This is a genomic window from Desulfatitalea alkaliphila (genome assembly GCF_022968795.1).
GTDB lineage: Bacteria > Desulfobacterota > Desulfobacteria > Desulfobacterales > Desulfosarcinaceae > Desulfatitalea > Desulfatitalea alkaliphila.
In genome coordinates this window covers 120,900-144,186 of the sequence record NZ_JALJRB010000004.1, presented here as the reverse complement: position 1 = coordinate 144,186, position 23,287 = coordinate 120,900, and the positions used below count along the sequence as shown (strand labels likewise).

The 23,287-nt window shown below is 60.0% G+C and carries 21 protein-coding genes; 11 read left to right on the top strand and 10 right to left on the bottom strand.

What is annotated here, in order from left to right:
* Nucleotides 1–17: 17 nt before the first annotated feature.
* Nucleotides 18–530, bottom strand: a complete 513-nt coding sequence (locus MRX98_RS05635; protein ID WP_246903794.1) for a gamma carbonic anhydrase family protein — start codon at nt 528–530, stop codon at nt 18–20.
* Nucleotides 531–729: 199 nt separating this feature from the next.
* Here MRX98_RS05635 and MRX98_RS05630 point away from each other — a divergent pair, with 199 nt between their 5' ends.
* Nucleotides 730–1,641, top strand: a complete 912-nt coding sequence (locus MRX98_RS05630) for a helix-turn-helix domain-containing protein (RefSeq protein WP_246903792.1) — start codon at nt 730–732, stop codon at nt 1,639–1,641.
* Between the two features lie 118 nt (nt 1,642–1,759).
* Nucleotides 1,760–2,965: a methyltransferase domain-containing protein gene (locus MRX98_RS05625; protein WP_246903790.1), complete on the top strand. Its 1,206-nt coding sequence runs from the start codon at nt 1,760–1,762 to the stop codon at nt 2,963–2,965.
* Nucleotides 2,966–2,978: 13 nt separating this feature from the next.
* Here the strand turns inward: MRX98_RS05625 and ftsH are convergent, their stop codons facing one another.
* Entirely contained in the window at nt 2,979–4,793 is a 1,815-nt protein-coding gene (ftsH, locus tag MRX98_RS05620; protein ID WP_246903789.1) for an ATP-dependent zinc metalloprotease FtsH, read from the bottom strand.
* 172 nt (nt 4,794–4,965) lie between these two features.
* On the opposite strand from ftsH, the gene MRX98_RS05615 reads away from it, so the two are divergent.
* Nucleotides 4,966–6,546: an SDR family oxidoreductase gene (locus MRX98_RS05615; RefSeq protein WP_246903787.1), complete on the top strand. Its 1,581-nt coding sequence runs from the start codon at nt 4,966–4,968 to the stop codon at nt 6,544–6,546.
* 38 nt (nt 6,547–6,584) lie between these two features.
* Nucleotides 6,585–6,974, top strand: a complete 390-nt coding sequence (locus MRX98_RS05610; protein ID WP_246903785.1) for a pyridoxamine 5'-phosphate oxidase family protein — start codon at nt 6,585–6,587, stop codon at nt 6,972–6,974.
* 71 nt (nt 6,975–7,045) lie between these two features.
* Here the strand turns inward: MRX98_RS05610 and MRX98_RS05605 are convergent, their stop codons facing one another.
* The gene (locus MRX98_RS05605) at nt 7,046–7,483 is read right to left on the bottom strand and encodes a pyridoxamine 5'-phosphate oxidase family protein (protein ID WP_246903783.1); all 438 of its coding nucleotides are present in this window, start codon (nt 7,481–7,483) and stop codon (nt 7,046–7,048) included.
* A 263-nt stretch (nt 7,484–7,746) separates the two neighbouring features.
* Here MRX98_RS05605 and MRX98_RS05600 point away from each other — a divergent pair, with 263 nt between their 5' ends.
* Genes MRX98_RS05600 through uvsE form a run of 3 tightly spaced genes read left to right on the top strand, consistent with a single transcriptional unit; the run spans nt 7,747 to nt 10,736 of the window.
* A complete protein-coding gene (locus MRX98_RS05600) occupies nt 7,747–8,697 on the top strand; it encodes a YbgA family protein (protein WP_246903782.1) in 951 nt (316 codons plus the stop codon).
* A gap of 11 nt (nt 8,698–8,708) precedes the next feature.
* Entirely contained in the window at nt 8,709–9,776 is a 1,068-nt protein-coding gene (gene corA, locus MRX98_RS05595) for a magnesium/cobalt transporter CorA (protein WP_246903780.1), read from the top strand.
* 45 nt (nt 9,777–9,821) lie between these two features.
* Nucleotides 9,822–10,736 carry a UV DNA damage repair endonuclease UvsE gene (gene uvsE / locus MRX98_RS05590; protein ID WP_246903778.1) on the top strand — a complete coding sequence of 305 codons (915 nt, stop codon included), beginning with the start codon at nt 9,822–9,824 and terminating at the stop codon, nt 10,734–10,736.
* 9 nt (nt 10,737–10,745) lie between these two features.
* Here the strand turns inward: uvsE and MRX98_RS05585 are convergent, their stop codons facing one another.
* The gene (locus MRX98_RS05585; RefSeq protein WP_246903776.1) at nt 10,746–10,952 is read right to left on the bottom strand and encodes a heavy-metal-associated domain-containing protein; all 207 of its coding nucleotides are present in this window, start codon (nt 10,950–10,952) and stop codon (nt 10,746–10,748) included.
* 791 nt (nt 10,953–11,743) lie between these two features.
* On the opposite strand from MRX98_RS05585, the gene MRX98_RS05580 reads away from it, so the two are divergent.
* The 4 genes from MRX98_RS05580 to MRX98_RS05565 all read left to right on the top strand — a co-directional run bounded on the left by MRX98_RS05580 (nt 11,744) and on the right by MRX98_RS05565 (nt 15,767).
* Nucleotides 11,744–12,562, top strand: a complete 819-nt coding sequence (locus MRX98_RS05580) for a DUF6502 family protein (protein WP_246903774.1) — start codon at nt 11,744–11,746, stop codon at nt 12,560–12,562.
* Nucleotides 12,552–14,033: a DUF5666 domain-containing protein gene (locus tag MRX98_RS05575; protein ID WP_246903772.1), complete on the top strand. Its 1,482-nt coding sequence runs from the start codon at nt 12,552–12,554 to the stop codon at nt 14,031–14,033. The genes MRX98_RS05580 and MRX98_RS05575 overlap by 11 nt, the downstream gene beginning before the upstream one ends.
* Before the next feature lie 74 nt (nt 14,034–14,107).
* Nucleotides 14,108–15,325 carry a DUF4382 domain-containing protein gene (locus MRX98_RS05570; RefSeq protein ID WP_246903770.1) on the top strand — a complete coding sequence of 406 codons (1,218 nt, stop codon included), beginning with the start codon at nt 14,108–14,110 and terminating at the stop codon, nt 15,323–15,325.
* A 112-nt stretch (nt 15,326–15,437) separates the two neighbouring features.
* Nucleotides 15,438–15,767, top strand: coding sequence for a hypothetical protein (locus tag MRX98_RS05565; protein WP_246903768.1), 330 nt, complete (start codon nt 15,438–15,440; stop codon nt 15,765–15,767).
* Nucleotides 15,768–15,849: 82 nt separating this feature from the next.
* Here the strand turns inward: MRX98_RS05565 and MRX98_RS05560 are convergent, their stop codons facing one another.
* The 6 genes from MRX98_RS05560 to MRX98_RS05535 all read right to left on the bottom strand — a co-directional run bounded on the left by MRX98_RS05560 (nt 15,850) and on the right by MRX98_RS05535 (nt 23,234).
* Nucleotides 15,850–16,818, bottom strand: coding sequence for an MBL fold metallo-hydrolase (locus MRX98_RS05560; RefSeq protein ID WP_246903766.1), 969 nt, complete (start codon nt 16,816–16,818; stop codon nt 15,850–15,852).
* Nucleotides 16,819–16,881: 63 nt separating this feature from the next.
* Nucleotides 16,882–17,421 (bottom strand): YtfJ family protein, encoded by a 540-nt coding sequence (locus tag MRX98_RS05555; protein ID WP_246903764.1) that lies wholly within the window; start codon nt 17,419–17,421, stop codon nt 16,882–16,884.
* Nucleotides 17,422–17,511: 90 nt separating this feature from the next.
* Nucleotides 17,512–18,141 (bottom strand): DUF3786 domain-containing protein, encoded by a 630-nt coding sequence (locus MRX98_RS05550; RefSeq protein WP_246903762.1) that lies wholly within the window; start codon nt 18,139–18,141, stop codon nt 17,512–17,514.
* 153 nt (nt 18,142–18,294) lie between these two features.
* Nucleotides 18,295–19,113, bottom strand: a complete 819-nt coding sequence (locus MRX98_RS05545; RefSeq protein ID WP_246903760.1) for an SDR family NAD(P)-dependent oxidoreductase — start codon at nt 19,111–19,113, stop codon at nt 18,295–18,297.
* A gap of 306 nt (nt 19,114–19,419) precedes the next feature.
* A complete protein-coding gene (locus MRX98_RS05540; RefSeq protein WP_246903758.1) occupies nt 19,420–20,238 on the bottom strand; it encodes a phosphoribosylformylglycinamidine synthase subunit PurQ in 819 nt (272 codons plus the stop codon).
* Nucleotides 20,235–23,234 (bottom strand): AIR synthase-related protein, encoded by a 3,000-nt coding sequence (locus tag MRX98_RS05535; protein WP_246903756.1) that lies wholly within the window; start codon nt 23,232–23,234, stop codon nt 20,235–20,237. The genes MRX98_RS05540 and MRX98_RS05535 overlap by 4 nt, the downstream gene beginning before the upstream one ends.
* Between the last annotated feature and the right edge of the window lie 53 nt (nt 23,235–23,287).

Below are 23,287 nucleotides of genomic sequence, written 5' to 3'. Positions count from 1 at the left end.
GTGTCCGCAACCACTGTTCAGGACTTGTGCTGCCGATAAGCCTTGGAAAGCCCCACGTACACCTCGGCCTCGTGCACATTCACGGCCAGTCGCGCCTTACCGTAATCCTTCTTGATCTTGGCCGGCACGCCGGCCGCCAAGTGACAAGCATCGATCTGCTGTCCCTCCTGCACCAGCGCGCCGGCGGCCACCACGGCACCGGTTCGAACCACCGCGTTGTTGAGCACCACGGCGCCGATGCCGATCAACACCTTGTCTTCGAGGGTGCACCCGTGCACCACCGCATTGTGCCCGACGGTCACATCGGCACCAATGGTCAAAGGGCAGCCCGGATCAAGGTGCAGCACGCACTGGTCCTGAATGTTGGTGCGGGCACCGATGGTGATGCGGTCCGTATCGCCCCGGACCACGGCACCGAACCAGATGCTGGCCCCCTCCTCGATCACCACATCCCCGATCACCACGGCGGTGGGTGCGATGTAGACATTCCTTCCGATCACCGGATGTTTACCGTTATACGGAATGATCATGGCCACTCCTTTCATCGTCCGCTTGCATTCCCGGTTCCTCTGGTTTATTCTGGTGTTACTCATTGTGCTGCCGGCACCACCCAATCGGGCAATGCCCTTGGTTCGATGTTTAGCCCATCCGGGCATTGGCGGCAAGCGGCTTCGGCGGCGGCGCCCATCCGCCCTGCGGCACCGCACGCAACAACAGGATGACGCGAACATGAAAACAGAGACACCCGACGCCACCAAACGGCCGGCACCTCGCAGTTTCGCCGATCCGTTGGGTCCCGCCGTGCTGAACGCCCTTTCGGCCCACATCGCCATACTGGATGAACAAGGGGTGATTCTGGAAACCAACCGGGCTTGGCAAGCCTTTGCCGCCGAAGAAAAAGCGGACAGTACCGTCGATTTCATCGGCGTCAACTACCTGGCCGTGTGCGATGCCGCCACGGGCGAGGATGCGGCTCACGCGCATGCGGCGGCCGCCGGCATCCGCGAGGTCATCCGCGGCGAGACAGAGGAGTTTCTCTACGACTATCCATGCCACTCGCCGACGGCGCAACATTGGTACTACATGCGGGTGCTCCGCGTGACGTCGGTCGCGCCGCCGTTGGTTGTGGTGAGCCACGAAGAGATAACACAACTCAAACTGGCCGAAGAGGCGCTCAGACAAGGAAAAATCGACATTGAAGTACAAAAGCAACAGCTGGAAGAGACCAACATCGCCCTGAAGGTGTTGCTCCGACAACGGGAATCGGACAAGCAGGAGCTCGAAGAAAAAGTGCTGGCCAACATCAAGGAGTTGATCTTCCCCTACATCGAAAAGCTCAAACGCGCCCCTTTGCGGGGAAAAGACCGCACCGCCGTGGATATCATCGAATCCCACCTGCAAAACATCGTTTCCCCCATGCTCCAACGGCTGTCCAATATCCACATCGTGCTCACGCCCCAGGAGCTGCAGGTGGCCACCTTGGTCAAAGACGGCCGCAGTAGCAAGGAGATTGCCGAAATCTTGAATGTCTCCGACACCACGGTCCATTTTCACCGCAAGAACCTGCGCCGCAAATTGGGATTGCAAAATGCCGGCACCAACCTGCGCTCCCACCTGATCGCCATGGCATCCATACAGTGACGACTGCTTCCCTTCGGTAGGTTCTGCCTACCATTACCCCCCTCATCTGCTCCGGTTGCACATCCGGATATCGACAACACCTTACGTGTCAAACAAAGCACACGAAGGGAGTGTTACAATGCGTATCGGACCCGACAATCTATCGGACGTGTTTTTTCAACTCAATTGGACGAGCGATGCAATCCGGCATACCGACGGATATGCCGCGCGCCAGGTCAATTTTTGGCGGGATCTGCTACCCCGCCGGCTGAAGGATCGGCTTGAAGGCCTGCAACCCGGCGATGGTTTCACCATGGATTTCGCGCCGGGTGAGATTTTCGTCGACAAGCGAAAACCCGAACTGCGCGATCTTTCGCGTCGGCAGTTCGCACCGGAAAGGATCGGCGCGCCCGCGCTCCAACCCCGCATGGGGCGCTTTTATCCCAAGGGCCTGCTCAAGGACATGACCGGCATCTTCCGGGCCAATATAACGCCGTTTCGCTGTGTTGCATGCAACAATGGCCATATTACGGTGGACATGGATCATCCCCTGGCGGATCGCCCGCTTTCCCTGACGGTCACTGTAGGCGGCCTGAGCCCCAAGAGAACGGAAAAGGGCGGCGGCATGCAGGATTGGATGGCGCTGCTGACCGACGGCGTGGGCATGCAAGCGCCCTGGCGCGACCAACCCACCGATTTTTTCGAGCCCGCGGATTTTGTGCGCGCGGATGAAACCCCGGACCCCCTTTTCTATCAAAAACCACGCATGGTGCAGCATTTGGACGATCAGGCCCTGGAGGTGGTTCGGGAACTGTATGGGCGTTTTGTCCGGCCGGGCATGCGTGTTCTGGATTTGATGGCCGCCTGGGACTCTCACCTGCCGCCGGAGGTCGCCTTGAAACAGGTGACGGGCATCGGTCTCAATGATTACGAGCTGTCGCGCAACAAGGCACTGACCGACTTCCGTGTGAACGATCTGAATGCGGATAGCACCCTTGCTTTGCCGGATAATTCCTACGATGTGGCGATCTGCACCGCTTCGGTGGAATATTTGACCTCGCCGCTGGCGGTCATGAATGAAGTGGCCCGGGTGCTCGCACCGGGAGGGCGGTTCATTGTCACCTTCTCCAATCGCTGGTTTCCGCCCAAGGCAATCGCGCTCTGGTCCCGGCTGCATGAATTCGAGCGCATGGGCCTGGTGTTGGAGTACTTCCGTCGGACCCCGGCTTTTCAGGACCTGCAAACCTATTCAATTCGCGGCCTGGAGCGGCCCAGCCACGACAAGTACTACGGTCGGTATTGGCTGTCCGATCCCGTCTATGCGGTCTGGGGCCGGAAAGCTTGACCCCATGGCTGCATCACCGGTTGCGCCGGATCTCTTCGGCGATCGCCTTGAGCTCTTCGCCGGCGATGGTTTCCTGCTCCAACAGCCGTTGGGTGCTGCGCTCCAGCAGTTCACGACGCGCTTGCAGGATATCACGGGCCACCTCGTACTGCCGGTTGATGATCTCGCGCACCTCCTGGTCGATCAGCTCGGCCGTGCCTTGGCTGTACTCGCCGTGACGCTCCATGCCGGGGTAAAGAAATTGGGAGCGTTGGTCGGCGGCATGATAAACTTGTCCGATGGCCTCGCTCATTCCGTATTGGGTGACCATGCTGCGGGCGATATCGGTGGCCTTGGACAAGTCGTTGTGGGCGCCGGTGGAAATATCGTCGAAAACAATGGCCTCCGCCGCCCGGCCGCCCAGCAGGGTGGCGATCTTGTTGAGCAGTTCGGTCTTGCGCATCAGGAACCGGTCTTCGGTAGGCACCTGCATGGTGTACCCCAAAGCGGCGATGCCCCGCGGGATGATGGTGATCTTCTGCACGGGGTCGGTTCCGGGCAAGGCCATGGCCACGAGGGCGTGACCCACTTCATGGTAGGCGACGATTTTTTTCTCCTCGGGATTGATCAACCGGTTTTTCTTCTCGAGGCCGGCCACCACCCTTTCCACGGCCTCTTCGAAATCCTCCATGCGCACCTTCCGCCGGTCGCGCCGCACCGCCAGAAGCGCCGCCTCATTGACCAGGTTGGCCAGGTCGGCCCCCACCATGCCGGGGGTCATGGCGGCGACCTTCTCTACATCGATATCATCGTCCAGATGCACGTTCTTGAGGTGCACCTTCAAGATGGCCTCGCGGCCGTTCTTGTCGGGCCGATCCACCAGCACCTGCCGATCAAAGCGTCCGGGACGCATCAGCGCCGGATCGAGAATTTCGGGTCGGTTGGTGGCCGCCATGAGAATCACCCCCACCTGGGCATCGAAGCCGTCCATCTCCACAAGCAACTGGTTCAAGGTCTGCTCCCGCTCGTCATGGCCGCCCATGCCGCCAAAGCCGCGAGCCTTGCCCAGGGCGTCCAACTCATCGATGAAGATGATACAGGGGGCCTTCTGTTTGGCCTGATTGAAAAGATCGCGTACCCGGGCCGCTCCCATGCCCACGAACATCTCCACGAACTCCGAACCGCTCATGCTGAAGAAGGGTACACCGCTTTCGCCGGCCACCGCTTTGGCCAGAAGCGTCTTGCCGGTGCCCGGCGGCCCCACCAGCAGAATGCCGCGCGGCATTTTGCCGCCGATGGAGGTGAAGCGTTCCGGTTTTTTGAGAAAATCGATCACTTCCACCAACTCCTGCTTGGCTTCGTCCACGCCGGCCGCGTCCTCAAAGGTGACCCCCACCTCGTCTTCCACGTAGATTTTGGCCTTGTTCTTACCAAGGGTCATGAACCCTTGCTGTTGCCCCTGGATACGTTTGATCATGTAAAGCCAGATTCCCACGAACAAGGCCACCGGCAACACCCAGGAGAGGATGTCACGCAGCCAGGTGGACTCGATCTCCCCTTTGAAGGTGACATCGTGTTCGTCCAGCAGCTTGGAGATTTCGGGATCGACCCGCACGGTGCGAAAGGGGACACTACGGCCGTCAACGCCCCCTTCGGGAACCATGCGGCCCTGAATCTGGTTCTCGGTGATGGAGACTTCAGTGATACGTTGTTCCTGCACCAATCGCAAAAAGCGACTGTAAGGAATGGTTTCGATGGCAAAGGCGGAAATCATCAAATTGTGAATCAGCAAAATACCCCAGATGGCCATTATGACGTACCAAATGGAAAACTTGTGATGCTTTTCCATGCATGCTCCTCATCGGCTGTTTTGGGCGGAAGGAATTTTCACTTTTATGATAAACCATTGCAGAGGATATGCAAGTGCGGGTATGCAGTGTTGCACAATGCCTATCAGCACTGTTTTGTGCGATGACATCCATCAAATGCCTTATTGACAAGTTCAACGAAAGTGATGGCCTATGAAAACGGACCAGCCGATTCTTGTTACCGGCGCCACCGGTTATGTGGGGGGCCGCTTGATTCCCAGATTGTTGGCGGCCGGCTACCGGGTGCGCGCCATGGGCCGCAACCTGGACAAGCTGTCCTGCCGCCCCTGGGCCCATGCAGCGGGTGTCTCGCTGGCGGCCGGGGACATGTTGGATGCCGCCTCGGTGATCGCGGCCGGGCGTGGATGCCGGGCGGCCTGCTACCTGGTCCATGGGATGGTGGCCCAGCACGACCATTATGCCGAAGCCGACCGGCAAGCGGCCCTCAATATGCGCGACGCCGCACAGCACAACCAAATGGAACAGATCGTTTACCTGGGCGGCTTGGGCGATGCGAGCCATCCCAAACTGAGTCATCATCTGGCCTCGCGCCACGAGGTGGGCCGGATTCTGCAATCCGGGCCGGTTCCGACCACGGTGCTGCAAGCCGCCATGATTATCGGATCCGGCAGCGCCTCCTTTGAAATTTTGCGCTACCTGGTCGAGCGGCTGCCGGTGATGATCACCCCCCGTTGGGTGCACACCCCCACTCAACCCATCGCCATCGCCAATGTGCTCGATTACTTGGTCGGCTGCCTGCAAAACCCCGCCACGCAAGGCGGCACCTTCGATATCGGTGGGCCGGATGTGCTCGCCTACGCCGACCTGATCCGCCTCTATGCCGAGGAGGCGGGCTTGCCCCGGCGCCGGGTCATCCCGGTACCGCTGCTCACGCCCCGGCTCAGCGCCCGCTGGATCCACCTGGTCACCCCGGTGCCTGCCGCCATCGCCCTGCCCTTGACCGAGGGGTTGAGCGTGCCGACCACCTGCAGCGATCATCGCATTCGGGATCTGGTGCCCATCGATTTGATCGACTGCCGCCAGGCCATGCGCCGCGCCCTGGACCGCATTCTCGAAAAGCAGGTGGAGACTTGCTGGAGCGATGCGGGCCACCTGCAACCGCCGGAGTGGGCCTATTGCGGCGATGCGGCCTATGCCGGCGGCACCTTGTTCCAATTGGGCTACCATATCGATCTGGATCTACCCCCCGAAAAGGTTTGGCCCGTGGTGGCCCGCATCGGTGGTGACACCGGCTACTATTTCGGCAAACCGCTCTGGCGCTTGCGGGGACGGCTGGATCGTTGGGCCGGCGGCGTGGGCCTGCGGCGGGGGCGGCGTCACCCCGAAACCATCGGCGTCGGTGACGCGCTGGACTTTTGGCGGGTGCTGGTCCTGGAGCGAGGCCGCCGCATGACCTTGTTGCCGGAAATGCGCATGCCCGGCGAGGCGCTGCTGGACATGCAAACCCAACCCGCCGGCCCCGGACGCAGCCGACTCAGCTTGCTGGCGCGTTTCCGGCCCCACGGTTTGGCCGGCATCTTTTACTGGATCTTGCTCTACCCATTTCATGTTTGGCTCTACCAGGGTATGCTGAAAGCCATGGCACGGAGCGCCGGTGCGCGACAGACAGGACCCGTGCGCCCCATGGATAGCCGCAGCGTCATGGCCTGCGCGTTGCCGCGGTCGGTCCACGCACACGCGCCGACAGCGCAATCCGACACAACGGACCACTAACAACAAACAACATTCACCACCTACACAAGGAGAAAACGATGGAGCTGAAAGCGTACTTTGAAAACAACCGCGGCTTCGGCGTGCTGGCCACCGCCGATCAACAGGGAAACGTGGATGCGGCCGTTTACAGCCGGCCCCACGTCATGGCGGACGGCACCTTGGCCTTCATCATGAACGACCGCCTGAGCCACCAATATCTGCAGAGCAATCCCCATGCCGCCTATCTCTTCCGGGAGGGATCGGAGGGGTACCAGGGCAAACGCTTCTTCCTGACCAAAATCCGCGAGGAGCAGGACAGCGAGCTGCTGGATCAACTCAAACGGCGGGTCTACCCGAAGGACAAGCCGCACGAGGGGCCGCGATTTCTGGTCTTTTTCAAGATCGACAAGGAGTTGCCGTTGATCGGGCCCGGGGAGGAAACCGATTAGGGCGGCTCTTTAACGGCCGATGGCGGCGGCTCGGAGCGGTACCTCCGATGGGGCGTCGCTCCTGCCGCCGATCACGGCTGCGGCGGCATTTGCACGAAATGGGCCTTTTGCGGACCGTCAAGCAGTTGCACCGAGGTGATAGCGACCCGCATAAAGGCGAGTTGCTCGCTCTGCATCAGTCGACGCAGATGGGGATGCTGCTCCTCGAAGAGGGCGCGTGTCGACACCAGCTCGGCCGGAACGGTCATTTCCACGGCCAGCCCGTTGATGGTCAGCGCCTGCACTTGGCCGCGAGGCGCCCGCTCCCGGGTGTCCACCATCAGGCTCACCTTGGGCTGATGGCACAAATTACGGTACTTCAAGGTGTCCTTGGGCGTGACGAGGAAAATCTGTTTGCCGTCCGACGAAGCGACATAGGCCATCAAGGAGGTGTGCGGCCCCTCTTTACCGGCGGTGGCCAGTACACAAAGGGTGTTCTCTCGAATCAAGGTATCGATTTGCGCCAACATTTCGGATCATCCTTTATCTTTTTGGTCCATGCGGGTCGATGGGTCTTTGTTATGCGGTTATCCACAAAGTCCGAGTCGGGGCTTGCCCATTGGAAATCGAAAAACCATTCGCGACCACCGTATGCTATATACCCCGAAACGGCGGTGCGGTATAGGTGTCTTTGGAATGTTGGATCGAATTTTTCGGCCGCATGGCCGGTGTCCTTCATCATCTCTCTCCGGGTCATCACCGTCACCACCACTGCAAAAATAGGAGCCAGGAAATGAATGAAGCCATCAAACTCGGCATCAGCAGTTGCCTGTTGGGCAACCCAGTACGCTACGACGGCGGCCACAAGCTGGACCACTTCATTAAGGAGACCCTGGGTCGCTATGTGCAGTTCGTGCCGGTCTGCCCCGAAGTGGAGTGCGGCTTGCCCGTTCCGCGGGAAAGCATGCGTCTGGTCGGTGATGTGCAAAACCCGCGCCTGGTGACCACGCGCAGCGGTATCGACCACACGGAGCGGATGCAACAATGGGTGAGGCAACGGCTGGATCTACTGGCCGATGAGGATCTGTGCGGTTTCATATTCAAGAAAGACTCCCCCAGCAGCGGCATGTGGCGGGTAAAAGTGTACAACAGCGGCGGCATGCCGTCCAAAACCGGCAGCGGCCTCTTCGCGGCGGCCTTCAGCAAGCGCTTCCCGCGCATTCCGGTGGAGGAGGAGGGACGTTTGCACGACCCCAAGCTGCGGGAAAACTTCATTGAAAACATCTTCGCTTTGCGCCGCTGGCGGGCATCCCTGGCCTCGGGAAAGCGTCAGGGGAACTTGGTGGCCTTTCACACCCGCGAAAAATTGCTGCTGATGGCCCACAGCCCCAATCACTATCGCCAACTGGGCAAACTGGTGGCCGAGGGTAAAGCAAAACCCGTGGACGCTCTGTATGACGGCTATGAAGGGCTTTTTCTGGAGGCCCTGTCCCTGAAAACCACGCCGGCCAAGAATGTGAACGTGCTGCAGCACCTGCTCGGCTATTTTAAGAAACAGCTGGATGCGGCGGAGAAACAAGAGATGCTGGAAATCATCTCCCGGTACCGGCAAGGGCATGTGCCCCTGATCGTGCCCATCACTTTGATCAACCACTATGTGCGCAAATACGATCAAAGCTATCTTGCCGGACAGACCTATCTCAACCCCCATCCTATCGACCTGCAACTGCGCAACCACACTTGAAAGGGAGGCTCATGGCTGGACGGTATCGCCATAGCGCCGCCGCCAAGGCCGGTGCTTCACCCGGCACCCTGGTGCACATCGGCGAGCAGAAGCTCGAACGGGTATTCTTGACGGTCATCGATTACGACGCCGACGCCGTCACCCCGCATCAGGACATCAACATGGCCGCAGCCCTGACCTGTTGCGACGGCCCACGCAACACCTGGCTAAACGTGGACGGCATCCACGACACAGCCGTCATCGCCCGCATCGGCGAACACTTCAAGATCCATCCCCTGACCCAGGAGGATATCCTGCACACGGCTCAGCGGCCCAAGTTGGAGAGCTTCGATCACTATCTCTATATCGTCCTGCCCATGCTGCGTTATCTTCCCGAAGAGGCACGGGTGATTTCAGAACAGGTGAGTTTGATTCTTACTGATCGGGTGCTGATCTCTTTCCAGGAGTCCACGGGGGATGTTTTCACACCGGTGCGCGAACGCCTGCAAAAGAACCGCGGCCGCATCCGCGGAAGCGGTTGCGACTACCTGGCCTATGCCTTGGTGGATGCCGTGGTGGACCACTATTTTGTCATCCTGGAGCAGATCGGCACCCGCATCGATGAGCTGGAAGAACAAACCATCGACAACCCGAAACCCGAGATCCTGCACCGCCTCCATGCGCTCAAACGGGAAGTGATCGGCCTGCGCAAGCGGATATGGCCGCTGCGGGAAGTGATCGCCGCCCTGGCCCGCCAGGACAGCACCCTGATCCACCGGGAAACCGCTATTTTCTTCCGTGACGTTCATGACCACACCATCCAGGTCATGGACACCATCGAGTCCTACCGGGATCTGCTGGCGGGCGTGCTCGAACTGCACTTGTCCACCATCAGCAATCGCATGAGCGAAGTGATGAAAACCCTGACCATCATCGCCACCATTTTCATTCCCCTGACCTTCATCGCCGGTGTCTACGGTATGAATTTCAGGGTCATGCCCGAACTGGAGTGGCGCTGGGGATACGGTTTCGCCTTGGGGATCATGGGCCTGACGGCACTGGGCTTGCTCGTCTACTTCAAAAAAAAGGGCTGGTTCTAGCCCTTGTCGGCATCATAACGTGGAAGTGATCACCAGGAGCCTTCGATGATCCGTTTCGGCCTATGCTGCATTTTCCGTGAAGCCCCCATCCGCTTTCGCCGAACAACGGCCAAGCATCTCTCGACCAATCCACGGCCCGAACAGTTGCGCCTCCTGGCGGAGATCATCCGGCACAACGCGGAAGCCCTCTATCAAGCACTGGCCTTTTGCCATGCCAACGGCATCGGCGATTTTCGCATCAACAGCCAGATTCTGCCCCTCAAAACCCATCCCCATGCGGGCTACGTCATGGAAGACTTGCCGGATGCGAAGTCGCTCGTAGACCTCTTCCGCCGCTGCGGGCGCTTCAGCCGCAAGCACGACATCCGCACCACCTTCCACCCCGATCAATTCATCGTGCTCAACTCTCCCTCCCCGGACGTGGTGCAACGCTCGCTGGCGGAACTGATCTACCAGGCCGAGGTGGCCGAATGGGTCAATGCCGATGTGATCAATCTGCACGGCGGCGGCGCTTACCGTGACAAGCCCGTTGCCCTGAAACGGCTGGTGCAGGCCATCGAACAGCTGCCCGCGGAGGTGCGCGGACGGATCACCCTGGAAAACGACGACCGTGTCTTCACTCCCGCCGACCTGCTGCCCGTGTGCCGCCAAACCGAGGTCCCGCTGGTCTACGATCTGCATCACCACCGATGCCTCCGCGACGGCCTCTCCGTCGTCGACGCCACCCGCGCCGCACTGGCCACCTGGCGGCGCGAACCCCTGTTTCATCTCTCCAGCCCGCAACACAGAGGGCCGACCGGCCCCTGCGGCCCGCACCACGAATTCATTGATCCGGCCGATTTTCCCTGCGAATGGCGTGATCTGGACATCACCGTGGAAATCGAGGCCAAGGCCAAGGAAGTGGCCATCCTGCGGCTGATGAGAACGCTTCCGGGAGAATTGCAGCAGCGTTGCGGCTGATGCGGGCGTCTACTCGGCCGCCGGATAGTTGATCTCCTTCAAGGTGGCGACAATCGCATCCCGCGTGGCCGGCGCCTCATAGGCGACGGTGACCGATTTGGCCGCCACGTCACCGGCCACCCGCACGACGCCGGGCACCTCTTTCAATTCACTCTCGATGGTGTGGGTGCAATGGCCGCAAGTGATATTGGGAATCTTAAAGGTCTGTTCTTCCATGAGTGTTTCTCCTTATTCAGATAAATGGCTGCAATGGCGCCGTAACCCATTAAGCAAGACAGCTCTTACTCTTAAGCCGTCGAAATGGAATGTCAAGTTCCAGCCCTGGCAAAGGTTGCTGTGCGCATGGTTCACATGGTTGGCATGGTTCGCAAGGTTCATGGTACGTAGGGTTCGTAGGGTTCGTAGGGAGCGTTGAGCGACCGCCGGCGGGTGGGCCGGGGGCCTGGGTGATGCGCGTTTTGGCGCCAAGGGGCCGTAATGGGGTGGGCTCCAGGCGGCCCGCAAACTCGCTGCGCTCAAACAGTGCGGGCCAAACGCCTTACGCCCACCCCATAACGGCCCCTATGCGCCTGCACGCATTGCATCCCCCAGCCCCCCGACCCACCCGCCTCCGTGCGAGAACAGGCCAAGTCACTTTAATGGTAGGAAAAAGACCTATGTGTCTGCCCGCGTGCTCCCCCCAGGCATCCGCCCAAACCGCCTCCCAATCCACCCCCCAGGCCCCCACCACCAAGGGCGGACACACAGGTCCGCCCCTACACACCCCCACCCCATCTAACCGGCAGAATTCCTTGCTTTAAACTTTAAACTTTAAACTTTAAACTGCCCCCAGGGTTCTCCACTCCGTACGAGAACAAGCGATGTCACTATTGCGAGCCGACTTGACAACTTTTAGTTTTGGGAATATTTTCCCAATTAACTGGCTTCCTCGAATCGATTTGCATCGCCCTATTCCGCTTTCACGTTCTGTGAGACGCCGGGGCGACAAAGGACGGACGATTTTCCAAATGATGCCTCATCCCGCATTGCGACATGCCGTTGTTCGAATCCTCACGCCACTGGTGCGCATCCTGATCCGCAACGGCGTTTCCTATGGCACCTTTGCCGACATGGCCAAGGCGGTCTTCACCCGAGTGGCGATGCAGGAATTTACCTTGCAGGGACGCAAACAATCGATTTCCAGGGTGGCGGTGCTCACCGGGCTCACGCGCAAGGCGGTCAAAGCGGCCATGAACCAGCCTCCCGAAGCGGTCGACGGGGTTGGGGAAACGTACAACCGCGCCACCCGGGTCATCGCAGGATGGCGCAAGGACCCCGCCTTCCACGATGCGGAGGGCAACCCCGCTGATTTGGAATTCGGCGAGGGTGCCGATGGTTTCACCCATCTGGTTAAAAAGTACAGCGGCGATGTGCCGGCCCGGGCCGTGCTGGACGAGCTGGAGCGCACCGACGCGGTGCGGTGCTCTGATGACGGCCGCATCCACCTGCGCATGCGTGCCTTCATCCCGGCATCGGACGATGCCATGCAACTGCACATCCTGGGAACGGATGTCGCCCATTTGATCCAAACCATCGAACACAACCTGAAAGCCGATCCGGACGAAAGGTGCCTGCAACGCAAGGTGGCCTATGACAATCTGCCCCGCGAGGCGCTGGAACCGTTCCGCCGCCTGGCCACCGAGCAGTCCCAAGCGCTGCTCGAAACCCTCGATCAAATGTTGTCCGCCCAAGACCGTGACAACAACCCGGCGGTCCACGGCACGGGGCGATATGCCGCGGGTGTCGGCATCTACTATTTCCAGGAGAAGGTGGATCATGAATCCTGAAAATGCATTGAACGACAATGCTGTCATGGTGCGCCGGCGCCTTGCGGTGGCGCTATTGATGGCGGCCATCGTTTTTGGCTGTGGCGGGGGAACCGACTACCATGCCAGCGGCGGCATCGGCGGCACGGGTGTCTCCATGGGCACGGTGACCGACCATGGCAGCATCATGGTCAACGGCGTGCGCTTCGACACGCAACAGGCCCAAATCCTTGTTGAAGGCGTTCCGAGAGGGCAAGGCGACGCCGATGCCCGCGCCCTTTTGCCGGTGGGCCGCGAGGTGGTGGTGTACGGTCGGACCACGGGGGCCACCCAAGGGCAAGCCGACCGGGTGGACACCTTTCATCGTGTGCGGGGGCCGCTGCAATCCATTGCAACATCCTCCGACGCCGATTACCCCACATTGGACGTTCTTGGTCAGACCGTCATTCTCGACGCCCAAACCCGTTGGCATCCCGACACGACAACTGTCGTCGGCTTACCAAAAGGCACGATTCTGGAGGTCAGCGGCCCGGTGGATGGTGATGGCGCGGTGCACGCCGGGCACATCACCGTGCATACGCCGGATCCTTCACCCGCACGCCCGGTCTCATTGAAAGGCACGGTGTCCGGGTTGGATCCCGAAGCAATGACTTTTTACATCAACGGGCAGCAGGTCGATTACAGTGATGTCGACAATCCCGGAAACACCTTCCCGGTCGACGGTGCCTCGGTGGCGATCACCGGCCAGTTGCAGGAAGACATATTGCTTGCCGAAACGTTGGCACCTTTTGCACCGGAACACTTCGACCACATCACCGACTTTGCCTTGGAAGGTTTTCTGATTGAAGGGCTCTCGTCCAATCGGGCCCGCCTGGGCGCCTACACAATCCATATTGACGAACAGGCAACCTTCTTTGATGGTCTGCAGCCACAGGACCTTGTTCCCGGGGTCCGTCTCCAGGCAAGGGGACGCCTGCAGAACAGAATCCTGCAGGTGGACACCATCCGGGCTGCGGACCGCATCCAGTTGGTTTCGATGGTCGAAGATGTCGACGCCGTTAACCGCACCCTAACTCTGCGCAACATGTCGCCTTTGCTGATCCGCACCGATGAAGCCACGCGGGTGCTTGCCGGCGCCGACCGTCTGGAAAATATCGAAATTGACGACAGTGTGCGGGTCCACGCCCACATCGTCGGCCAAAGCGACGTTCTGGCCGCCATCATTCTTGTCCATCCGGCACCAGGCAATTTCCCGACCCGAATCTACCAGTTGGAAGGACCGGTGACGGCCATCGCGGGCGACCGATTTGACATTCTGGAGGTGCCGGTGGACACCACCGTCAACACCGGCATTCACTTCTACGATATCGACGAAAAAACCGTCTCGCGGGAAGTCTTCCTGGCTGATCTCACCATCGGCATGCGGGTGCGCGTGACAGGCCGGTGGCACCAGGGACAGCTCATCATCGAGGCAATGGTGTGTGTGCGATAGTTATAACTCCATGAGAAAATATGTGCCGGCGCACACAAATGCTTACAAACAGAAATCGATTTAAGGAGGACAACATGAGACACAAGAAAAATATACTACCGGCATTGCTTTTATCCTTTATGGCGATAATCCTGTTTGGGTGCGGTGGTGGCGGTGATAGCGGCAGCGCGAGTGCCTCCTCGGATGGCGGCAGCGGCACGCTTTCGCTGCATCTGACCGATGCAACGACATTGGACTATCGTGCCGTTTACGTCACCATTGACCGGGTGGATGTCCATATGGGCGAGAATAATCTCAACGGCGGTACCGACACTTGGAAGACCGTCGCGACGCCTGCAGCCACCTACAACTTGCTGGAACTGGTCAATGGCGTAACGCAAAAGTTGGGTCTGAGTGAATTGGAATCCGGGCATTATACGCAAATGCGACTTATCCTCGGTGATACGCCGGATGGCGGTATGAACATATTGGGCCAACCCCATCCTTCCGCCAACTATCTGATCATGGCCGACACAAATGACACCCCTGAATTGGAAACGCCGAGCGCCCAAAAGACCGGCATCAAGTTGGTTCGTCCCTTTACCATCAAGGACAGTCAACTGACCAGGTTGTTTTTGGACTTCGACGCATCCCGTTCGATTGTCAATGCGGGCAACAGCAAGTGGTTGCTCAAACCCACCATCAAGGTTCTCGACACCATCGAAATGGGTATCATCGAGGGGCTGGTGGTGGATGACAATGGAGACGCGCTTGGGAATGCCTTGGTCAGTTCCCAGATCTCCGACTTAACTTCGTTATTTCCTTCCCGGGAAGTCCTAATTGAAGCGGCGAGTCCGACCGATGATGGCGCATCTTCCGATGGGGACGGATTGTCCAGGGGCGAATTTTCAATTTTGGTCCAACCCGGTACATACAATATTGTCGCCGGTAAACCCGGCTACACCACTGCTGTTCAATGCAGCATCATTGTATCGGCCGGTGAAGTGGTTTTGATAGAAGATCTTTCTTTGAATGCCCTCGAAGAAAATGGCGCCAACGCATATGCTACTTTAACTGTCGAGGTCGATCTGCAGACTGCGGCATATGCGGCCATCAGCATCAGATCCGAGGCTTGCGGCGCCAAGGTGGAAGTCACAGCGGATAGGATAAGCGACGGCGGCGTATCGGAATTCCTCCTGCCGGCAGGCGACTATGATATCGTGGCATGGGATCCGGATTCGCAATTGGAGCTTTATCAGGACACTGTTGTTTTGGACGCCGGCGCTGTAACAAGCGTATCGATTGAACAATAGCCGTTAGAACGAGGTGGATGTCACCTGCCGTTTATTCAACCAGATCAGGTGGTATCGAAAAGAAGGAGCGCCACTTTTTATGAAACCGACCGCCTTACGATGGAGTGCATCAATGGAACCGTTGAACAGTTTACGTATTGCAGCCATCGAGATACCAAATGCCGACGCGGTCACACAACTGCCCGGTCCGCTGCGGACAACGGCCCTTCAAGTGCATGCCGAATCCCGCTATTTGGGCACGGATGCCGGTCGGGTCTATGTGGTGAAGGAAGCGTGCATCATGGACATGCGAAACGTCTCGCACAGCGTTGGCCCGCGCGTTGCAGACCTGACGGCCATCCAAGCGGGCGATCAACTGCTGTTCAATAGGTTGTCCACCTGCCCGGACGGAAACGCCGCCTTCGCGGCGGCGGTCGTCCTGATCATGCCGCCGCAAAATTAGCAAGCGGCCCGCAAGCAAAACGATCCCTTCAATGGTGCACCCCGGGACCGGCCATGGAACGGTTCCCGGGGTGCTTTTTTCGTCAGGGCTTGGCGTACATGGTGTTTTGTTCCTGCTGCAAATGGCGCACCTTGCCCTGCTCTTGCAGATAGCGCAGGTGGGCGATGGCCTCGCCGGTGGCGAACCACTTCTGGGGAACGGGAAAATCATCCCATGTATCGCAGCGGATGTCCCAGGTCATGCGGGCGGCCACATCGTAGGCGTTCATGGGCACGCCGTTCAAGATATTGAGAATCTCATCGCAGCGCTGTTGGTGGTGTTGTTTCAAGGCGGCGATCCGCGCCCGCGCATCTTCGATCAGCCGGCGGTGGCCGGGCAGCACCAGATCGATTTCCAGTTGATCGACCCGGTCCAGGCTCTCGATGTAGCGGCCCAGGGGGTCCTGGGTATCGGACCAGCATTGGATGTTGGGCGTGATGTCGATGAGGATGTGATCGCCGGCCAAGAAGAGTTTCTTTTCGGCTTCGTACAGGCAGGTGTGCCCCAAGGTGTGGCCGGGGGTCTGCACGCACTGAAAGCGATAATCGCCCACTTCCACCATGTCGCCGTCCGCCAGCAACTTCAGTTCCGGTATCCACTCCGAGCCGAATTTGTACCCTGGATGCTGCTCCAGGGCGCTGCGCAGCAGATGTTCCGGAAAACCGTTGTGCGCGGCCGCCTGGATCATGGGTTCCCATCCGCCGCGCATTTCGATGATCTCGGCGTCCGGACGGTTGAAGTAAATGCGGCTGGTATCGGTCTTCAACTTGGACACCAGGCCGAAGTGGTCGGCATGCAGGTGGGTGATGAAAAAGTCGGTGCGGCGCAGATCCACACCCAAGGATTTGAGGCCGCCGGTCAAGGCGTCGTAACACTCCGAACGGTTCAGCCCGGTATCGATCACCAGATGGCGTTCCTTGGAGCGCACCACGTAGGCGTTCAAACTCTTCAACGGGCTTTTGGGCAACGGCACCTCGATGCGAAAGAGGTCCGGCCTGATCTCTTGTACCATTATTGTTCTGTTTCCAATCCCGGGCGGATGCCCGTCATCTTCTCCGCCGCTTGGCGGTTCGCTTCATTGGTTCAGATTTTCTTTGATGATCCCGATCATGGTTTGGATTTCCGTTTCATCCAGTTGCCCGTCTTTTCTGAAGACCAACCGGCCCTGCTTGTCGAAAACCAGCAGGCAGTTGTTGTCGTCCGAAAGGCCCCAATCCGCCACCAGTCGTTTCTCGTTGTCCCGGACGTAAATGGTGTTGGGGTACTGTTCCTGCTTCTTCTTCAGACTTCGGTTGATGGCGAAGTTGGGCATCCAAGTGGCGGCCATGTTGATCACGGCAAAGGACTGATACTGTTCCAGGGGGAACCCCTCGGCCTTCATGGCTTCGCTGGCGGCGTCGTTGAGGTCGGCCACGTCCGGATCGACATAAAAGAAGGCCGACACCTTGCCGCGAATCTCATCGCTGCGCCATGGCGTGCCGTCGACCCGTCCCCCCTGTTTCTCTTCCAGCACAATGGTTTCGGGGATTTGTCCGATTTGAAGATCGGCCGAACCGGTGCCGGTTGAAACCATGAAAGCCGCCGCCGCCAACATCAATACAACCCATTTCCTCATAATGCCCTCCCCCGTTTGTGGTTGTTCAACAACGAACTCCGTCAAAGTGGTTTTCATTCCAATAAAAAAGATTCGGCCGCGCCGCCATCTTCAATGCGTCAACCGGCCGACCAGCACGTTGGTCAGGGCGAAGACGGCACCCAGGTCCAGGTGAAACAGCGCCCGGTCATCGATGCCGATGAAGGCTCGCGCGCCGTCCTCTCCATCGCCGCGCCAGCACAGCACATAGAGGGGCAAAAGGGGCAAGCCCGGAATCCGCACGGCGAAATCGGCGCCGCCGATGGCTTCGGCCCCCATGGCGTTCGCCCTGTCCGCCAGCGTCGTTGGGTCCGCGGCAAAGCATTCGGCCAGGGGCCTGGTGGCCAAGGTGTGGGCGCCTTGAAAGAAAAGTTTACCCCCGGTCAACTCCATGGGGCTGACCATGCGGCCGCTGGGAGGCACCCCCATTGAACGGGCAAGCGCATACAGCAGCACGACGCCGGACTGGAAGCCCACCCGGTAATCGGGATCGACGGAGATGGTGATCCGCTGGGCGACCGGGTCCACCTGGTAAATGCGCCCCAGCATGGGCACCTGGAACACGCTTTGGGTCAGGGTAGCCCCAACGCATTGGGCAGCCTCCTGCCCGTCCCGGGACCGCACGTCCTGCCAGAGAGGATCGGGCAGTTGATCGGCCCAACGGAAAAGCGTGTCATCCTTTTCTCGACCATCACCCACCATATCCGCGCACCCTCCCGCACACCATCCGATCAACCCGAATGCATCTCTGCCGCATGCATCTTTGATGAACGGAACTTGTAACCGATTGTCGGATCACTTTAGACCCAAACAGCAACGAAAGCCACAACCCATTTCATCAGAGGGCCGTCCTGGCTAAATCGGCACCCCCGGCGCGTCGATCAGCGGCGCCAGCAGCACCGCGCCATCGATGACGATTTCGGTGCCGGTGGTGTAGTTGGAGGCGGAGGACGCCAGGTAGACGGCGGCCCCCACGATGTCGTCCGGCACGCCGATGCGGCCCATGGGGATCAGGCGGTCCGTCGCCTTGACCGCCTTTTCTTTTTCTTCCGGGCTCAGGTCGTGCCAGTGGGAGTCCATCATCTTGGTGCGGATGGGGCCCGGCGCGATGGTGTTGACCTGGATATTGAATGATGCCAGCTCCGAGGCAAAGGCTTTGGTGATCATGCGCACCCCGGCCTTGGAAATGGAGTATATGCTCACCGTACGTTCGGGATGGAAGCCGTCGATGGAGGCGACATTTATGATCTTGCCGCCCCCTTTCTCCTTCATGATCCGCGCGGCGGCCTGGCTGAGGAAGTAAAGCCCCTTCATGTTCAGGTTCATGATGGTGTCCCAGAGCCGTTCCTCGGCATCGAGCACCGAGGCCATGGCCGGGCTGGCGCCGGCGTTGTTGACCAGAATGTCGATGCGTCCGTAACGTTCCATTACGGTATCGACCAACCGCGCGATTTCCGGCATTTTGCCCAAATGGGCCTGAACCGCCAGGGCCTCGCCGCCGGCGGCCTTGATCCGGGAGGCGGTCTCTTCCAGATCGTCGATCTTGCGGCTGGTGACCACCACCGTGGCGCCCGCTTTGGCGAACCCCTGGGCAATGGCCTGGCCGATACCGCGGCTGCCGCCGGTCACCACGGCCACTTTGCCTTCCAACGAAAACCAAGACAGGTCGAACATGGACACTTCCTCCCGTATGCTATGCGGTTTCGCCAATGGTCGAATCGAACGAACGCTCGTAATACACACAAGCCATGAAATAACTTTACATCCTGTTATTACGAAAAATATTCAGAGCGAGACAATCGACCGCAACCGGTTTCGGTTATTCATTAACAGAACCCGATTCACTTCGTCAATGAAGAATACGCCCGACACCCCGCATCACAAGCCCGAAGCAAGCACGTCCCGTGCCTGCCGCTTGTCGGGATTGCGGTTCATCGAAATCGAAATCGGGATCGGGTTCGAAATCCTATCATTGTCGGCCTATCCGGCCGCAAAATAGTCCACCGCATTCTTGAAAACACGAACGCCGGGCGTCAAGCCAGCGGGCATGGGGATTCGGCCCCGCTTGGCCAGTTCCCTGGTGCGGGTCCAGTCGGGATGGTTGGTCCAGTGGTTGAAGGCTTCGGGGTGGGGCATGAGCCCGAACACCCGGCCGGTGGGGTCGCAGATGCCGGCCACGTCGTCCATGGCGCCGTTGGGATTGTGCGGAAAGGCGCCCTTGGCCGGTCGGCCGTCGGGCAATGCGTAACGCAGCACGATCTGGCGGTTGGCGTTCAGCGCCCGTTGGGTGTCACGGTCGGTGACAAACTTGCCCTCGCCATGGCGCACGGGCAATTCCAAATGATCGATGCCCCGGGTGAAAACACACGGGCTCTCGGCATCCACCGCCAGGTGCACCCAATCGTCGCGAAAATTACCGCAATCGTTGAAGGTCAGCGCCACGCTGCGCCGGGTGTAGTCGCCGTCGAGCCCCGGCAGCAACCCCAGGTTGACCAGGCACTGAAACCCGTTGCAAATGCCGATGACCAGCTTGCCCTGTTCGACGAAGCGCAGCAGTTGATCGCCGATGCGGGTGCGCATGCGCACCGCCTGCACCACCCCGGCGCCGTGATCGTCACCCCAGCTGAAACCGCCGATGAAGCTCATAATCTGGAAACGGTCCAAGGAGACCGAACCGTCGATCAGGGCGTTGATGTGCACCCTTTCGGCACGGGCGCCGGCCTGTTCGAAAACGTAGGCGGTTTCGTGGTCGCAGTTGAGTCCATAGCCGGTCAGAACGAGGGCGTTGATCTGGTTCATATCAAGTCACCAAAGGGTTTGCGCCAGGCCTCCTTGAGGGCGGCGACGGAAAGGTCGATGATGGTCTGTCCGGTCGATCCCTGAACCGTCAGCCGCGGTTCGGCCACGGTCCGGCCGATGCAGGCCAGGGGCAGATCCTTGCAAAGGGTCTCGAAGGCTTCGGCATGGCGCGGGTCCACGGTGAGGATGAAGCGACCGGCCGATTCGGCGTAGAGCAGCACGTCGTCCCTGGTCGGATTGCCTTCCACCGGCACCCGGGCCAAATCCACGGCCAACCCCATTTGCCCCGCCATGGCCTTCATGGCCAGATGGACGCCCAAGCCGCCGCGAAAAATACCGTGGGCCGAGGCGATCCACCCTTGTTCGACGGCCTCGGCCAGGGCACGGTAGCGCGCCATGAAAGGTTCGGGCCACACCCGGGGGACTTGGCAGCCCACGTACCCGAGCAGGTCGTAGTATTCGGACCCTCCGAGCTCGTCGCGTGTATCGCCCAGTAGGTAAACCCGGTCACCAGGGACCTTGGGGTCCAACGTGACACAGCGCTCGATGTCCGGGATCACGCTGGTGGCCGAAAATTGCAGGCTCTCCAAGGCCGACACCTTGTGCGTTTCACCATAGCGGCCCGGCAGATGGCCGTCCACATACATGCTGTCCTTGCCGGACAGCAGGGGAATTTCATAGGCCAGGCACATATCCCGCAGCGCCTGGCAGGAACGCACCAGTTGGGCGGCTTTGAACCGGCCGTCGGGGTTGGTCAGCGGATCGTACTCGATGGTGGGCCAGCAGAAGTTGTCCACTCCGCCGAGGTGCTCCGGGTCGCCGCCCACGGCGATCAGCCGGCGCACCGCTTCGTCGATGGTGCAGGCGGTCATGTGGTAGGCGTCGATGCGCGAGTAAAACGGCAGTAAAGCCTGGGAAAAGGCCAGGCCGCGACGGGAACCGAGCACCGGCCGCAGCACGGCGGCGTCGCTGACCACATCGCGCCCCACCCCCACCAGGGGTTTGATCACGCTGGTGCCTTGCACCTCGTGGTCGTACTGGCGGCTGATCCACTCCTTGCTGCAAATGTTGGGACGGGCCAGCATGTCCAGCAACAATCGGTTCTGGTCGCCGGGAACACCCAACACCGGCTCGATGAGGCCCCGCGCTTGGGGGTCGCGCCATTCGGCCGCGAAGGTCCATTGGGGAAAACCGGCGGTCAGCAGATCGAGATCCACGTAGGCGCAGGGACGGCCTTCGTAGGTGATGTGCAGCTTGCCGCTGTCGGTGTACTCTCCGATCACCGTGCTTTCCACACCGTGGCGGGCCGAAAGGGCCAGAAACGCTTCCACATGCGCCGGTGCCACGGCCACGGTCATGCGCTCCTGGGATTCGGACACCCATATCTCCCACTGGTCCAGGCCGGCATATTTGAGCGGCACCTTTTCCAACTGAATCTCGCACCCATTGGAGAAACGGGCCGTCTCGCCCACCGAGCTGGAGAGCCCCCCGCCGCCGTTGTCGGTGATGAAGCGAATCAACCCCCGGTCCCGGGCCTCCAGCAGGAAGTCGTGCATCTTCTTCTGGGTGTAGGGGTCGCCGATCTGTACATGGCCGGCCGGCGTGTGGGCCGAAAAGGTTTCCGACGAGGCGGTCACGCCGTGGATGCCGTCCTTGCCCACCCGACCGCCGCACATGATGACCGCGTCACCAGGCAGGATGGTCTTTTGCTCGGAAGGACGACCGGCCACCTCGGCCGGCATGATGCCCAGAGCGGTCACATAGACCAGGCACTTGCCCATGTACCCGTGATCGAACAGCACCTGGCCGAAAGGGGTGGGAATGCCGCTTTTGTTGCCGCCGTCGCGCACGCCTTCGATGACCCCGTCCAGCAGCCGGCGGGGATGCAGACGCGGCTTGAGATCGCCGGCATAGTCCCGCGGGCCCACGCAAAAACCGTAGCTGCCCATGATCAGACGGGATCCCAACCCTGTGCCCAGCGGGTCGCGGTAGATGCCGACGATGCCGGTGATGGCGCCGCCGTAGGCTTCCATGTTGGATGGAGAGTTGTGGGTCTCGCCGGTGATGGTGTAGTAGTGGGCATCGTCGAACCGGCCCACGCCGGCATTGTCCCAGAGCACCGATACCACCCACGGCTTTTGCTGCTGCAATTGCCGTGTGGGGGTCTGGATGCAGCTCTTGAACAGGTTGTCGATGGTCTCCCGCTGCCCGCTGGTCGCATCGGTATAGTGAAACAGACCGCGGAAGGTGTTGTGATTGCAATGGTCGCTGCGGGCCTGGGAAATATACTCCAGCTCCAGGTCGGTGGGATCGGAGAGCCCCACCTGCGCCCGCTCGGCCTGCACCCGTGGGTCGAGGAAGTAGGCCCGGATCACCGGAATGTCGTTGGGATTGAGGGCCAGGTTGCGCTCTTTGCTCAGGCGCTGCAAGGTCGCGTCACTATCGATGGGCAGCACGGTCAAGGTGGGGGTGTGGTCCAGGCGCACCTTGGGCACGATCAGACCCACCCCTTGGGCTGGATCCCAGTCCGCCGCGCTGTAGATCCGCCACTGCTGGATGATGTCGTTGGCCAGCAGTTGGTTGGCGATGCGCTCCACGTCCGCGGCGGTCAAATGCTTGCCTTGCAGGCAGTAGCGACGGGACGTGTAGACGGCTTCGCCTTGGGCGAAGCGCTTGCCCAGCAAATCCGCCATGGCTTCCACCGCCGTGGCGCCGGGATTGTCGCGCACACCGGGACGAAACCCCACCCAGATGATCCAATCGGCCGCAACGGGCAGCGGCGCCAGGGAGGAGATCTGGGTGACGGGATTGGTGAAAATCTCGTTGCGCGCCCGCTCGATCTGATCCACCGCCAGGTCGGCATCCACGGTGACGATGTGCACGGTGCGCACACCATCGATTTGAATACCGAAATAGTCCCCGGCCTTGCGGCGCAACAACTCGCCTTCGGCGTCGATCAATTCCGGCTTCAGAGTGATTTCAATGCGACTTGCCATTTGCTCGATCCGTTCCGGCATCCATCCATGAATGGGATATTGCCATTCACCCG

Coding starts and splice junctions, on each gene's coding strand:
- MRX98_RS05635 (WP_246903794.1), bottom strand. CDS start 530: ATGATCATTCCGTATAACGGTAAACATCCGGTGATCGGAAGGAATGTC.
- MRX98_RS05630 (WP_246903792.1), top strand. CDS start 730: ATGAAAACAGAGACACCCGACGCCACCAAACGGCCGGCACCTCGCAGT.
- MRX98_RS05625 (WP_246903790.1), top strand. CDS start 1,760: ATGCGTATCGGACCCGACAATCTATCGGACGTGTTTTTTCAACTCAAT.
- ftsH (WP_246903789.1), bottom strand. CDS start 4,793: ATGGAAAAGCATCACAAGTTTTCCATTTGGTACGTCATAATGGCCATC.
- MRX98_RS05615 (WP_246903787.1), top strand. CDS start 4,966: ATGAAAACGGACCAGCCGATTCTTGTTACCGGCGCCACCGGTTATGTG.
- MRX98_RS05610 (WP_246903785.1), top strand. CDS start 6,585: ATGGAGCTGAAAGCGTACTTTGAAAACAACCGCGGCTTCGGCGTGCTG.
- MRX98_RS05605 (WP_246903783.1), bottom strand. CDS start 7,483: ATGTTGGCGCAAATCGATACCTTGATTCGAGAGAACACCCTTTGTGTA.
- MRX98_RS05600 (WP_246903782.1), top strand. CDS start 7,747: ATGAATGAAGCCATCAAACTCGGCATCAGCAGTTGCCTGTTGGGCAAC.
- corA (WP_246903780.1), top strand. CDS start 8,709: ATGGCTGGACGGTATCGCCATAGCGCCGCCGCCAAGGCCGGTGCTTCA.
- uvsE (WP_246903778.1), top strand. CDS start 9,822: ATGATCCGTTTCGGCCTATGCTGCATTTTCCGTGAAGCCCCCATCCGC.
- MRX98_RS05585 (WP_246903776.1), bottom strand. CDS start 10,952: ATGGAAGAACAGACCTTTAAGATTCCCAATATCACTTGCGGCCATTGC.
- MRX98_RS05580 (WP_246903774.1), top strand. CDS start 11,744: ATGATGCCTCATCCCGCATTGCGACATGCCGTTGTTCGAATCCTCACG.
- MRX98_RS05575 (WP_246903772.1), top strand. CDS start 12,552: ATGAATCCTGAAAATGCATTGAACGACAATGCTGTCATGGTGCGCCGG.
- MRX98_RS05570 (WP_246903770.1), top strand. CDS start 14,108: ATGAGACACAAGAAAAATATACTACCGGCATTGCTTTTATCCTTTATG.
- MRX98_RS05565 (WP_246903768.1), top strand. CDS start 15,438: ATGGAACCGTTGAACAGTTTACGTATTGCAGCCATCGAGATACCAAAT.
- MRX98_RS05560 (WP_246903766.1), bottom strand. CDS start 16,818: ATGGTACAAGAGATCAGGCCGGACCTCTTTCGCATCGAGGTGCCGTTG.
- MRX98_RS05555 (WP_246903764.1), bottom strand. CDS start 17,421: ATGAGGAAATGGGTTGTATTGATGTTGGCGGCGGCGGCTTTCATGGTT.
- MRX98_RS05550 (WP_246903762.1), bottom strand. CDS start 18,141: ATGGTGGGTGATGGTCGAGAAAAGGATGACACGCTTTTCCGTTGGGCC.
- MRX98_RS05545 (WP_246903760.1), bottom strand. CDS start 19,113: ATGTTCGACCTGTCTTGGTTTTCGTTGGAAGGCAAAGTGGCCGTGGTG.
- MRX98_RS05540 (WP_246903758.1), bottom strand. CDS start 20,238: ATGAACCAGATCAACGCCCTCGTTCTGACCGGCTATGGACTCAACTGC.
- MRX98_RS05535 (WP_246903756.1), bottom strand. CDS start 23,234: ATGGCAAGTCGCATTGAAATCACTCTGAAGCCGGAATTGATCGACGCC.